Here is a 16004-nt window from a genome sequence, read left to right as displayed (position 1 = left end):
ATCCCGCCATGCAGCGATCCCGCGTCGCATGGTGCAGCGTGCTGTCGGCCTTGCTTCTCCTGGCCGGTTGCGTGCGCGTGGCCGTGCACGGCGACCCGGACGCCTGGGCGGAGAGCATGGGCATGGGCCCGAAACTGCGGGTGGCGACCTACAACACCTCGCTCTACGACGACGCCGAGGGCGGCCTGGTACGGCGCCTGGAATCCGGCGATGACCATGCGGCGAAGATCGCCGCCGTGCTGCAGCGCGTGCGACCGGACATCGTGCTGCTCAACGAGTTCGATTACGACGCCCCGCAACGGGCCGCCGACCTGTTCCAGCACCGTTACCTGGAAGTGGCCCAGCCCGGCGGCGGACAGCCCCTGCACTATCCGCACCGCTACCTCGCTCCGGTCAACACGGGCGTGCCCAGTGGGCTGGATCTCAACGCAGACGGCGTCGTGGGTACGCAGGGCCGCGCGCGCGGCGACGACGCGTGGGGTTATGGCCTGCACCCCGGGCAATACGGAATGCTGGTGTTGTCGCGTCATCCGATCGATGCGCCGGCCGTGCGCACGTTTTCCCTGCTGAAGTGGCAGTCGATGCCGGGCGCCGCGCGACCGTCGAACCCGGCCACCGGAGCGCCTTTCCACCGCGATGCCGTGTGGTCGCGGCTGCGCCTGTCCTCGAAGTCGCACTGGGATGTTCCCATCCACACCGCGCTGGGCGTCGTGCACCTGCTGGCCGCGCATCCGACGCCGCCGGTCTTCGACGGCCCCGAGGACCGCAACGGTCTGCGCAACTTCGACGAGATCGGGCTGTGGGCACGCTACCTGTCCGATGAACCGCAGCCATGGCTGTGCGACGACATCGGCCGCTGCGGCGGATTGCCCGCCGACGCGCGCTTCGTCATCGCAGGCGACCTAAACGCCGACCCGTCCGACGGGGCCGGGCGTCCGGGGGCGATCGCACAGCTGCTGGCCCACCCGCGGGTGGACGCGACGTTCGTCCCGCGCAGCGCCGGGGCCGTGGAGCGCGCGGCCGATCGCGGCCTGGCGCGCACGGGTGACGTGGGCACGCACACGGGCGACTTCGGGCCGGCGGCAGGCACGTTGCGGCTGGACTACGTGCTGCCGTCCCGCAACCTGCGCGTCGTCGACGGCGGCGTGTTCTGGCCCGTCAGCGGCACGCCGGAAGCCGATATCACCGGTGCCAGCGACCACCACCTGGTGTGGCTGGACCTGCGCGGGCGCTGAAGCACGGCAGCGCATGAAGACAGCAGGACCGTGGATCTACCGCGGACCTGCGATTGCCGACCCTCTGCGCCGAAGTCGCGCCAGCGATCGCGGGCATCGCGCGCACCGGCGGGCGCGCGTGTCAGGGCTTGGGCGGCGTCTGCGTGGGCGTCTGCGTCGGCGAGTCTTGCGCCGCGGGCACCGCCTGGGACGGAGCGTCGGCGGGTGCGGCGGTGGGGCCGACGGGCGGCAGCGGCGAGGTGGGGGCGATCGGGATGCGTGGATGGAAGCCGAACTTCTCGTCGCCGTGGGCGGACACGATCATCCGCACCATCTGCGTGGGCACCATCAGTTCCACCTTGACTTGGGTGCCGTCCGGCGTGCGGGCATCCAGCGTCATCTCCACCAGTGACCCGGCCGTGTCGACTTCCCGGCAAAGGACGCAGTTGCCTTCCTGCAGGTAGGGCTTGATCGGTTCGCCCAGTGCCTCGAGCGCCTGGTCGAAGAAATAGACGACGTAGCCGGGGGCGTCATGTGGTGCCATGGAATTCTCCGACGCTCAGCGCAGCTCGATGGTGAGGTGTGAGGCCGCGTCGCGCGCACGCTCGCGGGCATCGTCGATGTCCTTGCCCAGCGCGAGCGTTACGCCCACGCGGCGTTGCCCTTCCACGCGCGGCTTGCCGAACAGGCGCAGCTGCGTGTCCGGTTGGGCCAGCGCGGCGGCGACGCCCTCGAACACCGGCACCCCGTGTCCCTGCGCCAGCAGCGCGCACGAGGCGGCAGGCCCGTTCTGCCGGATCCCGGGGATCGGCAGGCCGAGGATCGCCCGCGCGTGCAGCGCGAACTGGCTCAGGTCCTGCGAGGCCAGCGTGACCAGGCCGGTATCGTGCGGACGCGGCGAGACTTCGCTGAACCACACCTCGTCACCCTTGACGAACAGTTCCACGCCGAACACACCCCAGCCGCCCAGGTCGTCGGTGATCGCCCGTGCAATCTGCTGCGAACGTTCCAGCGCACGCGGCGACATCGGCTGCGGCTGCCAGCTTTCCCGGTAGTCGCCGTCGCGCTGCAGGTGACCGATGGGGTCGCAGAAAGTCGTACCGTCGCGGTGGCGGACGGTGAGCAGGGTGATCTCGTAGTCGAAATCGATGAAGCCCTCCACGATGACCCGGCCCGCGCCGGCGCGGCCGCCGGTCTGCGCGTAATCCCAGGCGGCATCGATGTCGGCCGGGGTGCGCACCGTCGACTGGCCCTTGCCGGACGAGGACATCACCGGCTTGACCACGCAAGGCAGGCCGACCTGTTCGATGGCGGCGCGATATTCCTCGCGCGTATCGACGAACCTGTAGGGCGAAGTAGCCAGTCCCAGCGTCTCGCCTGCCAGGCGGCGGATGCCCTCGCGGTCCATGGTCAGGCGTGCGGCGCGTGCCGTGGGGATGACGCGCGAGGCGCCGTTGCCCTGGGCGGCGAATTCGGCCTCCAGTTCCACCAGGGTCTGGGTATGGATCGCCTCGATTTCGGGGACGATCAGATGGGGTTGCTCGATGGAGACGAGCGAACGGATGGCATTGCCGTCGAGCATGTCCAGCACGTGGCTGCGATGGGCGACCTGCATGGCCGGCGCGTCGGCGTAACGGTCGGCCGCGATCACTTCCACGCCCAGGCGCTGCAGTTCGATCGCCACTTCCTTGCCCAGCTCGCCCGAACCGAGCAACAGCACACGCAGGGCATGGGGCGACAGTGGCGTACCGATCCGGGTCATGGTCTGCATGGGCATGGCGAGGGCCGGGTAGTGTAGCCGGGCAACCTGCGAGGCCGGCGTGGTCGCCGCCGCGGTGCGCGTGCGATGCTTCGGCCATGCCACGCCCTTCCCCCGCCTGGTCCGCCATCGTCCTCGCCTGCCTGCTGGCCGCCTGCACCGACAAGGACGCGGCCCCGCCGGAGTCGGGCGCGTTGTCCGGCGTGCTGCTGGTGGACTCGCAACTGGCGGAAATCAGCGGGCTGGCGGCTTCCCGGCGCCACCGCGACGTGCTGTGGCTCAACGACGACGGCGGCAACCCCGCGCGGCTGTTCGCGATCAGTCCGAAGAACGGCGAGCGCCTGGCCACGGTGCGCCTGGAGGGGGTGACCAAGACCGACTGGGAAGACCTCGCCGCCTTCCGCCTCGACGGCAAGGACTACCTGCTGATCGCCGACACCGGCGACAACGGCGGCCTGCGGCGGACCCTGCAGCTGCACGTCGTCGAGGAGCCGGACAAGGTGGAGAACGCACGCATCCGGCCGGCGTGGTCGATCGCCTTTCGCTGGCCCGACGGCGCGCGCGACTGCGAGGCCGTGGCCGTCGATGCGCCCAACCGCCGGATCCTGCTGATTTCGAAGAAGCGCCAGCCGCCGGAAATGTTCTCCCTGCCGCTGCAGCCCTCCACCCGGATCGTCACCGCCACGCGACTGGGAACCCTGCACGGCGTCCCGGTCGCCAGCGCGGAAGAGACGCGGCGCAACGCACGGCAGGCCCGCGTGCTGCGCCAGGTCACCGCCGCGGACCTCTCGCCCGATGGGCAAACCCTGGCCGTGATGACCTACCGCGACCTGCTGCTGTACCACCGCGGACCTCAGGAGAGCTGGTCCGAGGCGATCCGGCACGCCCCGCGCCTGCGCGAACTGCCCTGGCTGCCCCAGGCCGAGGCGCTGGGATGGTCCGCCGACGGACGCAGCCTATACGCCACCGGCGAGTTCATTCCCGCGCCCATGTACCGGATCACCCCCTAGCCACCGGCGTCCAGCCCTCCCGACGGGCTTCGACCTGCGCCTGCCCCCGCGTTCGATCTCTCCGGCGAGGACGGAACCGCTCGGATCCGTCCGTCGGGACCCTGTTGACTTGATATCATTTTGATATCAACAATTCGACATCGCCCAGGAGACCACCATGAAAGAGATCCCCCTGCAGTCGCTGCCCGGCATCCCGACCCTGCTGGGACTGATCGCCGCCGGCCTGGCGTCGGCCTATCTGTTCTTCACCGGCGTCCAGACCGACTCCCCCCTGCTGCTGGTGCTGGCGTTCGTGATGGGCGTGCTGGCCGGCTTCTGCCTGATCGGCCTGTACATGGTCGAGCCCAACCAGTCGGCCGTGCTCAGCCTGTTCGGCAAGTACGTCGGCACGGTGAAGGAGAACGGCCTGCGCTGGAACAACCCCTTCTACGCGAAGAAGAAGGTCAGCCAGCGCGTGCGCAACTTCGAAAGCGGCCGGCTCAAGGTCAACGAACTGGACGGCAGCCCGATCGAGATCGCCGCGGTGATCGTCTGGCAGGTGGTGGACAGCGCGGAGGCCGTCTACAACGTCGACGACTACGAGAGCTTCGTCCACATCCAGTCCGAGTCCGCGCTGCGCACGATGGCCACCAGCTATCCCTACGACCAGCACGAGGAAGGCCAGATCGCCCTGCGCAGCCATGCCGCGGAGATCTCGCAGCACCTCGAACAGGAACTGTCCGAACGCCTGGCCGACGCCGGCGTGCAGGTGCTCAATGCGCGCATCAGCCATCTGGCCTACGCGCCCGAGATCGCCCAGGCGATGCTGCAGCGCCAGCAGGCCAACGCGATCATCGCGGCGCGTACGCGCATCGTCGCCGGCGCCGTGGGCATGGTCGAGATGGCGCTGGCCGAACTCCAGAAGAACGGCGTCGTGCATCTGGACGAGGAACGCAAGGCGCAGATGGTGAGCAACCTGCTGGTCGTGCTGTGCGGCGAGCGTTCGACGCAGCCCATCGTCAATGCCGGAACGCTGTATTGACCCGGAGCATCGGCATGGAAAGCTCACGCGATGCGGGCGCCGCCACGCGGCTGGCCAGGTCTGAGCAACGGCCGCCGGATGGACGGTCGTGCGTGGCGATGCGTCACGCGCCCCGCAGCGCCCGAACCCGCGCGGGCCGATCGCCTGACGTGATCGCCGGGGACCTGGCATGAGCGAAAAGAAGGCCTACCCGCTGCGCATCAACGCCGATGTCCTGGCCGCGGCGCAGCGCTGGGCCGACGACGAATTGCGCAGCCTCAACGCGCAGATCGAATACGTGCTGCGCGACGCGCTCCGCAAGGCCGGCCGCCTGAAGGCCCCCGAAGCGGAAAACCCGCCGGAACCGGCGCCCGACGAGACATCAGGGAATGAATGACATGGAACCGATTTGCCCCTGCCCCGCAAAGCAGCCCCACCCGATGCGCAAGGCCAACACCGCCTTGCTTGCGCTGGCCCTGGCGCTGGCCCTGATCCCCGCCGGCGGTGCCGCTGCCGCGCCGGCCTCGGTCGCTGCGCAGGACGGCGCGCCTGCCACCACCCGGGCCGTCGCGACTCCGGCGACCCAGGCCGCGCTCCGCCTGCTCGACCAGCTGGACGCCGGGCGGTTCGACGCCGCCACGGCGTCGTTTTCCGCACAGATGCGCGCGGCCGTGCCTGCCGACAAGCTGCGCCACGTATGGGAATCCCTGCCCGCGCAGGCTGGCGTCGCCCAAGGGCGCGGCACGCCGCGCGAACGGATCGAGTCGGGCATGGTCGTGGTCGAGATTCCGCTCGACCATGCCACCGTGGACCTGCTGGCGACGGTCGCCATCGACGAGCAGGGCCGCGTGGCCGGTTTCCTGATCCAGCCGGCCCCGCCTCCCCCGCCGCCGGCTCCCGCGGCGGACGCCTCCTACATCGAGCGCGACCTGCCGGTGGGCGCCGGCGCGCGTGCGCTGCCGGCGACCCTGACCCTGCCTCGCGGCGACGGCCCATTCCCGGCCATCGTGCTGGTGCACGGTTCCGGTCCGCAGGACCGGGATGAGACCATCGGCGCCAACCGGCCCTTCCTCGACCTGGCACGGGGCCTGGCGGCGCACGGCATCGCGGTGCTGCGCTACGACAAGCGCACGCGTGCACGTCCGTCGGATTTCGCGTCCGGCATCACGGTCGATGCGGAAGTCACCAACGACGCCGTCGCAGCAGTCGCCACCCTGCGCGCGCAGGCCCAGGTGGACCCGGCGCGCATCCACGTCCTCGGCCACAGCCAGGGCGGCATGCTGGCGCCGCGCATCGCGCAGCGCGCGGGGGCCGCCGGCGCGATCCTGATGGCGGCGCCCTCGCGCCCGCTGCTCGACATCCTGCTCGAGCAGAACCGGCGGCTGGCGGCCATGGACGGACGCACCACCCCCGAGGAAGAGGCCTTCATCGCCGCCCTGGACGACCAGATCAAGCGCCTGCGCAGGAACGAGCACCTCGCGCCCGCGGACCTTCCGCTGGGCTTGCCGGCGACCTACTGGCGCGAGCTCGAGGCCATCGACGCAGTGGCCGAGGCCAGCGCGGCAAAGCTGCCCCTGCTGCTGCTGCAGGGCGGCCGCGACATCCAGGTGGTGGAGGCCGACTGGCAGCGATGGCGCGGTGCGTTCGGCACCGATGCGCGCGCCACCCTGAAGCACTATCCGGCGCTCAACCATCTCGGCATCGCCGGCACGGGGCCCGGATCGGTGGCCGAATACAACGTCGCAGGCCATGTCGATGCCGGCCTGATCGACGACGTCGCCGCCTGGGTCCAGGCCCGGTGAGGCGTACCACGCAGCCTCGCGGGGAAGCCCCGGGTCCCCGCGGAATGTTCGTTCCCTCGAACGCGCCCAGGCGCGCAAGGAGCAGGCAATGAAACCCTTCACCACCCTCACCTGCGTGCTGCTGGCACTGATCTCGGTCCTGCAGCTTTCACGCGTCCTGCTGGCCTGGGACGTGGTGGTCAACGGCGTCGCGATTCCCCTCTGGGCCAGCGTGCTGGCGACGATCATCCCCGCCGTGCTGTCGGTGATGACCTGGCGCGAATCGCGGCGCTGAAGCGGCCTCTGGCCTGACCGCCGCCGGGATTCTGGCGTGGCGAGGCGGTGGCCGTTACCCTGCCCGCCATGCGCTCCGCGTCCGGCCAGCTGATCAACACGCCCGATATCGAGATATGGCCCGGGGGCCTGCTGCGCGCGCGCAGCAACGCCGATGCCCGCGCACTGTCGCGGGCGCGCCACGTGCTGCGACGCAAGCGCGACGGGCTGTACCTGGCCGCCGACCTGCCCGAAGGCCTGCTGGCGATGGTGCCGCGCCTGCGGCGCGAGCCGGGCATCGAGCTGGCGCTGGCGGCGCTGGACCATCTGACGGCCGCGCGCGCCGGACGGGTCGATGCCGCCGGCGAGCTCCCGCTGGATCGCCTGCACGACCGGCTCGACGCACTGGGACTGGACGACAGCTACGGGCAGCGCACCGGCCTGTCCCTGGTCGCCGAACCCATCGCGTTGACGCTGGCCGGTTTCGACCGCTACCGGCGCCCGCTCTGGCTGACCGCCGGGGCCGCACGCGGATGGCGTTCACTGCATTCGGCCGCCGCGCGCGAGGGCGTGGCGCTGGATGCGATCTCCGGTTATCGCAGCCACGACTACCAACTGGGCATCTTCGAGCGCAAGCGCGCCCGCGGGCTCGGCGTGGAGGAGATCCTCACCGTCAACGCCGCGCCCGGCTACAGCGAACATCACAGCGGCCGCGCGATCGACATCGGCACGCTGGACGAGCCGCCCGCGGAGGAGTCGTTCGAACACACGCCGGCCTTCGCCTGGCTGCGCGAGAACGCGCTTGGGTTCGGTTTCGTCATGAGCTATCCGCGCGAAAACCCCCACGGCATCGTGTACGAGCCCTGGCACTGGTACTTCGCGGGCTAGCGGACTTTCGGCGCCGGCAGGCCACCTGCCACGCCTATTCCTGGGAGCGTTTGGTCGGCGTCGCGGCCGGGGCCTGCGCATCGGCGATGCGCCACAGGTACAGGCTGGCGTAGGTCCGGTACGGCCCCCACCGCTCGCCGCGCTCGGCCAGTTCCTTCGGCTTGAGCATTTCCTCGCTGCGATCCACGGCCTGCGCGCCCTTGCGCACACCCAGGTCATCGATGGGCAGCACGTCCGGACGCCCCAGGCGGAACATCAGCATCATTTCCACCGTCCAGCGGCCGATGCCGCGGATGGGCGTGAGCGCCTGGATGATCGCGTCGTCGTCCATCGTGCTCATCCGGCGCAGGTCCGGGATCTCGCCGCGCGCCTCGCGCAGCGCGAGGTCGCGCAGTGCCAGCGCCTTGTTGCCCGATACCCCACAGGCCCGCAGGGCGACATCGTCGACGCGGCACAGCGTGTCGCAATGGAAACGATCGCTGTCGATGGCCACTTCCACGCGACCGACAATCGTGGCCGCGGCCTTGCCGCTGAGCTGCTGGTACAGGATGGCGCGCGCCAGCGCGTCCACCGGATCGAAACGCCTGCGCCAGCGCGGGTCGGGCTCGATGGGCCCGAGCTTCTTCATCCACGCGCCGAGTTTGCGGTCGCGACGCGCCAGAGGTAGGCGTAGGCCGCATCGGTGTCGAAGCCGCGCGAGTGGCGGGCCATCGCTCAGTGCCTGGCAGCGGCGGCGGCATGCAGCAGCCAGCCGGCGATCAGCAGCATCCCGCCCATCGGCGCCAGGCCGGTGGACACGTCCGCCAGGCGGGACAGCGCCAGGCTGCCGCAGAACAGCACCGTGCCGACCAGCAGGATCGACAGCGCCAACCGGTCCATGCGCCGCCCGGCGCGCGGTGCGAGAGCAGCCAGCGCGACGCCGTGGCCGAATGCGAACACCGCCGCCAGGTACAGCGAGGCGCGCGCATCGCCTTGGCTGGCATGCGAGGCATACGCGGACAAGCCGACCGCCGCGGCGGCCAGCAGCCCACCGGCCGCGGCAAGAACGCGGCTGATGGGAGGCAAGGGCGGATGCGTGCGGTCCATGGTGCGGCTCCGGTCTTTCGCACGGGCGATAGTAGCGCGAGCCAACGGTTGTCGGACCCGCGGTCCATGCCCGCGGCGCACGCACCGTGACCGCCCCGCGTCGCACCGCACAAACGAAAACGCCGCGCAGTGCGCGGCGTTTGCGTCAAACCATGCAGCCTGGGATCAGTTGATCGCCCACACCACGTCGTACGTACCTTCCTGACCGGTGAAGCCGGCATCGATGCCGCCCTTCCAGATGTCGTAGGCGCGCTCGGTCGGCTCGTAGCCGCGGGTCATCGCCCAGGCGCGCAGTGCATCGCGCACGCCCTGCAGGTTCGAGTAGTGCCCCGTGTACGGGACGACGGCGACGCGCTGCGGCTCGCTGTAGGCCAGCTCGACGTTGTTGGTCAGGTTCAGGCCGGTCAGCTTGCCGGTGCTGCCCGGCTTGCGGACTTCCTGCGCGACGTCGAACGAATACATCTCGCCGAACTCGTTGGTGATCACGCGCACCGGACCCACGGCCTCCAGGCCATTGGCGGCGATGTTCTTCTTGATCCACTCCAGGTTGGTCTTGATCTGCGCCTGGATGGTGGCGTCACTGCGCGGCACGGCGGCCGTGAGGACCAGCAGGTTCTGCGCCGGACGCTCCATGATGCGCGGCGCCATGCTCGGGTCGTCCTTGCCCAGGACCGTGTAGTCCAGGTTCGGGATGGTGGCGAGCATGTTGGTCAGGCGCGAAAGGCCGGCCTTCATCTCTTCGCCCACGTTGCTGGACACGTACAGGCCGGAGTAGCGGTTGAGCAGGTTCCAGCCGTAGTCGACGTCGTAGGTCTGGGTGATTTCGATGTTGCGGCCGTTCTTGCCGGTCGGCTTCAGGATGAACTCCGACTTCTTGTCGAAGCCGCGGTCGATGTCCTGGATGGCGTAGGCCACGCGCTTGCCCGGTTCGCTCTGGGTGATCTCCCAGCTGCCCTGACCCAGGGCCGGCTCTTCGGAGTCCCAGCTCACCTTGGCGCCGACGCCCTGGTCGGGACCGGTGTAGGCCAGCTTGATTTTCGGGTCGCCGGCGACGGCGAGGTTCCATTCCTTGAAGCGGCGGACGCTGTTCAAGGTGTCGAACACGATCGGCAGCTTGCGGTTGGTTTCCACCGCATGGGCGAGGTGACGGCTCGACGGCAGCAGGATGCCGACCGCCGTGAACAGCACGGCGACGATCGCCAGGGAAATCAGGATCTCGATGAGACGGGTCATTCAGGTTCTCCAGGGACCGGCGACCCCGGCCAATCGCGGCCGGGGCGCAAGTCGGCAATCGTAACCCAGCCGGCGGCCGCGGCGTAGCCGTCGCCCACGGATGAGTCCATTGCCGCCATGACGGGCATGACGCAATGGCATGAGAACTCGGGTTCGCAAGCACGGCCGGACGCAGCCCGGCCCCGGGGTTGCCGGACCATCACGGCGGTCCGGCCCGCCCCGCCCGCGTGCAATGGGGGATGTCCGGCGTGGGCAGCGTGGGCCGCCACTGCGGGCCGCGGGCTCGCGTGGCCGCGGCATTCATCGGCAGCCCGCCCGGTGCCTTGCGCCGGGCGGGCCGTCAGTCAGACCAGCTGCAGCTCGAAGGCCTTGAGCACGGCCCGCGTGCGGTCGCGCACGCCGAGCTTGGACAGGATGTTGGACACGTGGTTCTTGATCGTGCCCTCGGCCACGCCCAGCGAATTGGCGATCTCCTTGTTCGAGAAGCCGCCGGCCATCAGGCGCAGGATCTCCGTTTCGCGCTCGGTGAGCGGGTCCGGACGGTCCAGGCTGACGAACTCGTTGCGCATGTGCTCCAGGCCGGACAGCAGCCGCTGCGTCATCGCCGGCTGCACCAGCGACCCTCCGTTGGCGACCGTCTGGATGGCGCCAACCAGTTGCTCCAGCGAGACATCCTTGAGGAGGTAGCCCTTGGCGCCGGCCTTGAGACCGGCCAGCACGAGCTGGTCATCGTCGAAGGTGGTCAGGATGATGGTGGGCGGCAGGCTGTTGGTACGCGCCATCGCCTGCAGCGCCTCCAGGCCGGACATCACCGGCATCCGCATGTCCATCAGCACCACGTCGGGCTGGATCTGCGGAATGACCTCCACCGCCTGCCGGCCATCGCTTGCCTCGGCCACAACTTCGATCCCGTCGGCCAGGGCCAGCAGCGAACGCACACCCTGGCGCACCAGGGTCTGGTCGTCCACCAGCAGCACGCGGATGTTCTTGTCGGTCATGCAATGGCTCCTTCACTTGCGGCCAGGGTGGCCGAGGCCGGCAGCGTCAGCTGCAGGCGGAATCCAGAATGGGGCTGGGTCTCGATCTTGAGTTCACCGCCATGTTGCACCAGGCGCTCGCGCATGCCGCGCAGCCCGTTGCCGGCGGTGACCTGTTCGGCGCCGCGCCCATCGTCGCGCGCCTCCACCACGATGGTGCCGCCCTGGCGCCGGGCGCTGATCCACAGGTTGTGCGCATTGGCGTGCCGCACGGCATTGGTGATGATCTCCTGCGTGCAGCGCAGCAGCACGTGGGCGCGCTCCGGGTCGTCCAGGGTCAGCGGGCTTTCGATGTCCATGTGGATGTCCAGCGCCGGGACGTTCTCCGCCAGGGGCTGCAGCGCGGCGGCGAGGTCGATCGCCCCGCCCTCGCGCAGCTGGCTGACGGCTTCGCGCACGTCGGTCAGCAGCAACTTTGCCAGTGTGTGGGCCTGCTGCACGTGTTCGCGTGCGCGGCCTTCAGGTGTCAGATGGCCAGCGACTTCCAGGTTCAGGCTCAGGGCGGTCAGGTGATGGCCCAGCAGGTCGTGCAGTTCGCGGGAAATGCGCGTGCGCTCATTGACCCGCACGCTCTCGCCCAGCAGCGCGCGCGTGGCCCGCAGTTCCGCGTTGAGCCGGCGCTGCTCCTCGCGGGCCTCCGCCTGCTGGCGCGCCACCAGCGCGGTCACGAACACGAAACTGGAGAACCCGAGGTAGAGCAGCGACTGCAGCACCGCGATCATCGGTGGGAAGTCGAGTGCATCTATGAAGACCGGCACCGTGGCGAGGTTGCCGCCTATCAGCCAGGCCACCCCCACGGGCACCCGCAGCAGCCAGGGCAGCAGGCCGGCCACCACCATCAGCAGGATGCTGCCCAGGCCGGTGCCGGAGAAATAGCTCACGCCGATCGCGCAGGCGGTCAGCACCAGCAGGAGGGCATGGTCGGCAAAGCCGGGGTGGCGCTGGCCCATGGCCCGCGTGATCCACCAGTACACCAGGCCGAAGGTCAGGAAGACCGCCAGCCAGCGCAGCACGCGCAGGGTCAGCGTCTGCCCCGGCTCGGGCAGGACGAAGGCCGGGTCCAGCCAGACGTTCAACAGCCACAGCCCGACCGCCGCCCAGGTGAAAAGGCCGGCGTAGCGCAGCAGCTGGGAATGGTTCAGGCGGGCAAGCATGAATGCATGCTAACCACTCCCAACCCTTCCGGAGCCCTCCGAAAGTAATGGGATGCGCCAATGGCCGCCGGTCGCCGAGTTCGCGGGGGGCGTGCGATAATCCTCGAGCCGGTGGCTGCACCGCGCCGTACGGAACCATGGAGTCACGCCGAATGTCGATCGTCGTCCGCGACGTGCGTGAGCACGAGCTGGATTCCGTCCTTGCCCTGAACAACGCCGCCGGACCCGCCATCCTGCCGCTGGACGCGGCCCGACTGCGTCATTTCTACGAGCACGCAGAGTATTTCCGGGTCGCCGAGCGCGATGGGACCATCGCCGGCTTCCTGATCGGCGTGGGCTCGGGCAACGACCACGACAGCAGCAATTTCCGCTGGTTCCGCGAGCGTTACCCCGATTTCTTCTATATCGACCGCATCGTGGTCGCCAGCCGCCGCCGCGGCGGTGGCGTGGGCCGCGCGTTCTACGCCGACGCCCAGAGCTATGCCGAGATGCGCTACCCGCAGATGGCCTGCGAGGTGTTCCTGGACGGCACCAACGACCCGGTCCTGCTCTTCCACGGCAGCTTCGGCTTCCGTGAAGTGGGCCAGCACGTCATGGCCGAGACCGGCACCCGCGCGGCGATGCTGATGAAGCCGCTGTGCAGTTATGCCTGGGTGCGCGAGACCTACGGCGACGCCCTGCCCAACCAGCCCTGGATCGCGCAACCCCGCATCGCCCACGGCAGCCTGCCGCCGCGCACCGGGACCTGCCCGTGACCGCGGTGGTGGATTTCGAACTGGCGGGTGATCTCAAGATCGGACAGGTAGGCATCGCCAACCTGCGCATCCGTACCCTGGACGTGGCCCGGCTGGTCGACGAGATGCGTAGCCGCGTCCAGCGCGCGCCCAAGCTGTTCGCCCGCGCGGCCGTGGTCCTGGACTTCGGCGGCCTGGCCCAGGCGCCCGATGCCGCCACCGCGCAGGCCCTGATCGACGGCCTGCGCGACGCGGGCGTCCTGCCGGTCGCGCTGGCCTACGGCACCACGGAGATCGAACGGCTTTCCGAGCAGCTCGGGCTGCCCCTGCTGGCCAAGTTCCGCGCCTCCTACGAGCGCGACGGCGAATCCGAGGCGGCGCCCGCGCGCGCCAAGGCCGCCCCGGCGCCGGTCGACGAACCGCCGCGCCCGGCGGCGACGCCCGCGGCCGCCGCGCCGTCGGCGCCCGGCCTGATCCACGCCTCGCCGGTCCGCTCGGGCCAGCAGATCTATGCCGCCCAGCGTGACCTCAGCCTGCTGGCCAACGTCGGCGCCGGCGCCGAGGTCATGGCCGATGGCTCCATCCACGTCTACGGCCCGCTGCGCGGCCGGGCGCTGGCCGGCGCCCAGGGCTGGGAGCAGGCGCGTATCTTCTGCCGCGAATTCCACGCCGAACTGGTGGCCATCGCCGGCCACTACAAGGTGCTGGAAGACATTCCCAAGGAACTGCGCGGCAAGGCCGTGCAGATCTGGCTGGAAACCGGCGAACTCAGACTCAAGGCGCTCGACTGAGGGTGGCTTGCCCGCTGACCTTCCGGTAAAACGCGAGGTCAGCCGGTTCGCCCGCGAGCATTCGCGCGCCGGCACCAAGGATCCCGGGCAACACCGGGACCTGAAAAAACAGAGTCAGACTCGGAGGATCAAAAGTTGGCCGAAATCATCGTAGTCACTTCAGGCAAGGGCGGCGTAGGCAAGACCACCACCAGCGCCAGCCTCGCCTGCGGGCTTGCACGCCGCGGCCACAAGGTCGCCGTCATCGACTTCGACGTCGGCTTGCGGAACCTCGACCTGATCATGGGGTGCGAGCGCCGGGTCGTGTATGACTTCGTCAACGTGATCAGCGGCGAAGCGGGACTCAAGCAGGCGCTCATCAAGGACAAGCGCTTCGACAACCTCTACGTCCTGGCGGCCTCGCAGACGCGCGACAAGGACGCGCTGACCAAGGAAGGCGTGCAGAAGGTGCTCGACGACCTCGCCGCCGACGGCTTCGACTACATCGTGTGCGACTCCCCCGCCGGCATCGAAAAGGGTGCATTCCTGGCGATGTACTTCGCCGACCAGGCCGTGGTCGTGGTGAATCCGGAAGTGTCCTCGGTCCGCGACTCCGACCGCATCCTGGGCCTGCTGGCCTCCAAGACCCGCCGCGCCGAGAACGGCGAGCGCGTCAAGGAGCACCTGCTGCTCACCCGTTACAGCCCGGGCCGCGTGGAAGGCGGCGAGATGCTGAGCGTGGGCGACGTGGAGGAGATCCTCGGCCTGAAGTCGGTCGGCGTCATCCCCGAATCCGGTGACGTGCTCAACGCCTCCAACAAGGGCGAGCCGGTCATCCTGGAAACCGAGTCGGACGCCGCGCGCGCCTACGACGACGCGGTGGCCCGTCTGCTCGGCGAGGATCGTCCGATGCGTTACATCCACGTGGAGAAGAAGGGATTCTTCAGCAAGCTGTTCGGAGGCTGAGCCCATGGGCCTGTTCGATTTCCTGATCGCCAAGAAGCCCACGGCCAACATCGCCAAGGACCGCCTGCGCATCATCGTCGCGCACGAGCGTTCCGGCCGCGGCACCAGCCCCGACTACCTGCCCATGCTCCAGCGCGAACTGCTGGAAGTGATCCGCAAGTACGTCAAGGTCGACGACGAAGCGGTGAAGGTCGACCTGATCGGCGAAGGCGACAACAAGGTGCTGGACATCTCGGTCGCGCTGCCGGAAAACGCGGCCTGAGGCATCCCTGGCGGAAGCCCGGCGCAGGAGGCTATCGGCCTCCCGCGCCCGGGGCCGATGCCTGTTTTCAAGCCGTCATCCCCGCGAACGCGGGGACCCAGCGACTTCAGCTTCCGCGAAGCCGCGACATCACGGCCCCGTCCCACTGCCTGTTACTGAATTCCCCGCACCCGTGCTCCTGCTCTCGGACATCGCCATTGCCGACGTCAAGGCCCTGCTGGGCCGCTACGGACTGGATTTCGCGCCGGTGGCCGACGGCCAGCCCATTCCCGGCAGCTATTGGGGCGAGTGCGAGGCCGGCCTGATCGGCAGCACGGTGCACGCCCGCGCCGACACCCCCGTCCACTCGCTGCTGCACGAAGCCGCGCACCTGATCGTGCTGCCGCCGGAGCGCCGCGCGCAGGTGCACACCGACGCCACCGACTCGGTCGAGGAAGAGGACGCGGTGTGCGTCCTGCAGGCGCTGCTCGGCGATGCCCTGCCCGGCGTCGGCCGCGAACGCATCCTGGCCGACATGGACGAATGGGGCTACACCTTCCGCCTGGGATCGGCACTGGCCTATTTCGAGCGCGATGCGGAGGCGGCCTGGGACTGGCTCGGCGCCCGCGGCCTGGCCGACGCTTCGCGCCGGCGCCTGGTCCTTCCTTAGTTTCCGGCGGCCGGTCGACCGGTTTTCGCGTCCACCGGCATGACCGGCCCACGGACGGCGCGCCGCCGGCCGTCACGTCCCCGCGAAATGGCGTCCACACGATCGCCACAGCGTTCGCGCGACCCTTTCATCTGCGCGCCTGCCGTGGCCCCCGGCCGACCCGACCACACCGGTCGCCCCCGAACCAC

The 16004-nt window shown here is 69.6% G+C and carries 18 protein-coding genes and 1 pseudogene; 12 read left to right on the top strand and 7 right to left on the bottom strand.

The features are described from left to right. Positions 1-8 precede the first annotated feature (8 nt). The gene (locus I8J32_RS09960; protein ID WP_200611608.1) at positions 9-1235 is read left to right on the top strand and encodes an endonuclease/exonuclease/phosphatase family protein; all 1227 of its coding nucleotides are present in this window, start codon (positions 9-11) and stop codon (positions 1233-1235) included. A gap of 121 nt (positions 1236-1356) precedes the next feature. Here I8J32_RS09960 and I8J32_RS09955 read toward each other — a convergent pair whose 3' ends face one another. Further along, the gene (locus I8J32_RS09955; protein WP_200611606.1) at positions 1357-1758 is read right to left on the bottom strand and encodes a hypothetical protein; all 402 of its coding nucleotides are present in this window, start codon (positions 1756-1758) and stop codon (positions 1357-1359) included. Between the two features lie 15 nt (positions 1759-1773). Beyond that, positions 1774-2976 carry a formate-dependent phosphoribosylglycinamide formyltransferase gene (purT, locus tag I8J32_RS09950; RefSeq protein ID WP_200613062.1) on the bottom strand — a complete coding sequence of 401 codons (1203 nt, stop codon included), beginning with the start codon at positions 2974-2976 and terminating at the stop codon, positions 1774-1776. Between the two features lie 95 nt (positions 2977-3071). Here purT and I8J32_RS09945 point away from each other — a divergent pair, with 95 nt between their 5' ends. The 6 genes from I8J32_RS09945 (at position 3072) to I8J32_RS09920 (ending at position 7925) form a co-directional block, all read left to right on the top strand. After that, the gene (locus tag I8J32_RS09945) at positions 3072-3983 is read left to right on the top strand and encodes a hypothetical protein (protein WP_200611604.1); all 912 of its coding nucleotides are present in this window, start codon (positions 3072-3074) and stop codon (positions 3981-3983) included. Positions 3984-4140: 157 nt separating this feature from the next. Beyond that, positions 4141-5004 carry an SPFH domain-containing protein gene (locus I8J32_RS09940; RefSeq protein WP_200611603.1) on the top strand — a complete coding sequence of 288 codons (864 nt, stop codon included), beginning with the start codon at positions 4141-4143 and terminating at the stop codon, positions 5002-5004. A 169-nt stretch (positions 5005-5173) separates the two neighbouring features. Next, the gene (locus I8J32_RS09935) at positions 5174-5380 is read left to right on the top strand and encodes an Arc family DNA binding domain-containing protein (RefSeq protein WP_200611602.1); all 207 of its coding nucleotides are present in this window, start codon (positions 5174-5176) and stop codon (positions 5378-5380) included. Between the two features lie 43 nt (positions 5381-5423). Next, positions 5424-6785, top strand: a complete 1362-nt coding sequence (locus I8J32_RS09930; protein ID WP_200611600.1) for an alpha/beta hydrolase — start codon at positions 5424-5426, stop codon at positions 6783-6785. Between the two features lie 88 nt (positions 6786-6873). Then, the gene (locus I8J32_RS09925) at positions 6874-7059 is read left to right on the top strand and encodes a hypothetical protein (protein WP_200611598.1); all 186 of its coding nucleotides are present in this window, start codon (positions 6874-6876) and stop codon (positions 7057-7059) included. A gap of 68 nt (positions 7060-7127) precedes the next feature. Continuing rightward, positions 7128-7925 carry a M15 family metallopeptidase gene (locus tag I8J32_RS09920; protein WP_200611596.1) on the top strand — a complete coding sequence of 266 codons (798 nt, stop codon included), beginning with the start codon at positions 7128-7130 and terminating at the stop codon, positions 7923-7925. 34 nt (positions 7926-7959) lie between these two features. Here the strand turns inward: I8J32_RS09920 and I8J32_RS09915 are convergent. From I8J32_RS09915 to I8J32_RS09895, 5 genes and pseudogenes are all read right to left on the bottom strand, one after another. Then, positions 7960-8636 (bottom strand): annotated as a pseudogene (locus I8J32_RS09915) (DNA-3-methyladenine glycosylase family protein). A 3-nt stretch (positions 8637-8639) separates the two neighbouring features. Further along, positions 8640-9011: a DUF423 domain-containing protein gene (locus I8J32_RS09910; protein WP_200611591.1), complete on the bottom strand. Its 372-nt coding sequence runs from the start codon at positions 9009-9011 to the stop codon at positions 8640-8642. A 165-nt stretch (positions 9012-9176) separates the two neighbouring features. After that, a complete protein-coding gene (locus I8J32_RS09905) occupies positions 9177-10244 on the bottom strand; it encodes a polyketide cyclase (RefSeq protein WP_200611588.1) in 1068 nt (355 codons plus the stop codon). A gap of 344 nt (positions 10245-10588) precedes the next feature. Continuing rightward, the gene (locus I8J32_RS09900; protein ID WP_200611585.1) at positions 10589-11242 is read right to left on the bottom strand and encodes a response regulator; all 654 of its coding nucleotides are present in this window, start codon (positions 11240-11242) and stop codon (positions 10589-10591) included. Then, positions 11239-12435, bottom strand: a complete 1197-nt coding sequence (locus I8J32_RS09895; RefSeq protein ID WP_200611582.1) for a sensor histidine kinase — start codon at positions 12433-12435, stop codon at positions 11239-11241. Before I8J32_RS09895 ends, I8J32_RS09900 begins: the two co-directional genes overlap by 4 nt. A gap of 152 nt (positions 12436-12587) precedes the next feature. Here I8J32_RS09895 and I8J32_RS09890 point away from each other — a divergent pair, with 152 nt between their 5' ends. The 5 genes from I8J32_RS09890 (at position 12588) to I8J32_RS09870 (ending at position 15816) form a co-directional block, all read left to right on the top strand. Continuing rightward, the gene (locus tag I8J32_RS09890; RefSeq protein ID WP_200611580.1) at positions 12588-13190 is read left to right on the top strand and encodes a GNAT family N-acetyltransferase; all 603 of its coding nucleotides are present in this window, start codon (positions 12588-12590) and stop codon (positions 13188-13190) included. Then, the gene (gene minC / locus I8J32_RS09885) at positions 13187-13960 is read left to right on the top strand and encodes a septum site-determining protein MinC (RefSeq protein ID WP_200611578.1); all 774 of its coding nucleotides are present in this window, start codon (positions 13187-13189) and stop codon (positions 13958-13960) included. Before I8J32_RS09890 ends, minC begins: the two co-directional genes overlap by 4 nt. Before the next feature lie 135 nt (positions 13961-14095). Further along, on the top strand, positions 14096-14905 hold the full coding sequence (minD, locus tag I8J32_RS09880; protein WP_200611576.1) for a septum site-determining protein MinD: 810 nt from the start codon (positions 14096-14098) through the stop codon (positions 14903-14905). Positions 14906-14909: 4 nt separating this feature from the next. After that, positions 14910-15167, top strand: coding sequence for a cell division topological specificity factor MinE (gene minE / locus I8J32_RS09875; protein ID WP_200611575.1), 258 nt, complete (start codon positions 14910-14912; stop codon positions 15165-15167). A gap of 172 nt (positions 15168-15339) precedes the next feature. After that, positions 15340-15816 (top strand): hypothetical protein, encoded by a 477-nt coding sequence (locus I8J32_RS09870; RefSeq protein WP_200611574.1) that lies wholly within the window; start codon positions 15340-15342, stop codon positions 15814-15816. Positions 15817-16004 lie beyond the last annotated feature (188 nt).

The sequence above is a fragment of the Lysobacter solisilvae genome (genome assembly GCF_016613535.2).
GTDB classification, from domain to species: domain Bacteria; phylum Pseudomonadota; class Gammaproteobacteria; order Xanthomonadales; family Xanthomonadaceae; genus Agrilutibacter; species Agrilutibacter solisilvae.
This window is presented reverse-complemented; position numbering and strand designations above follow the sequence as displayed.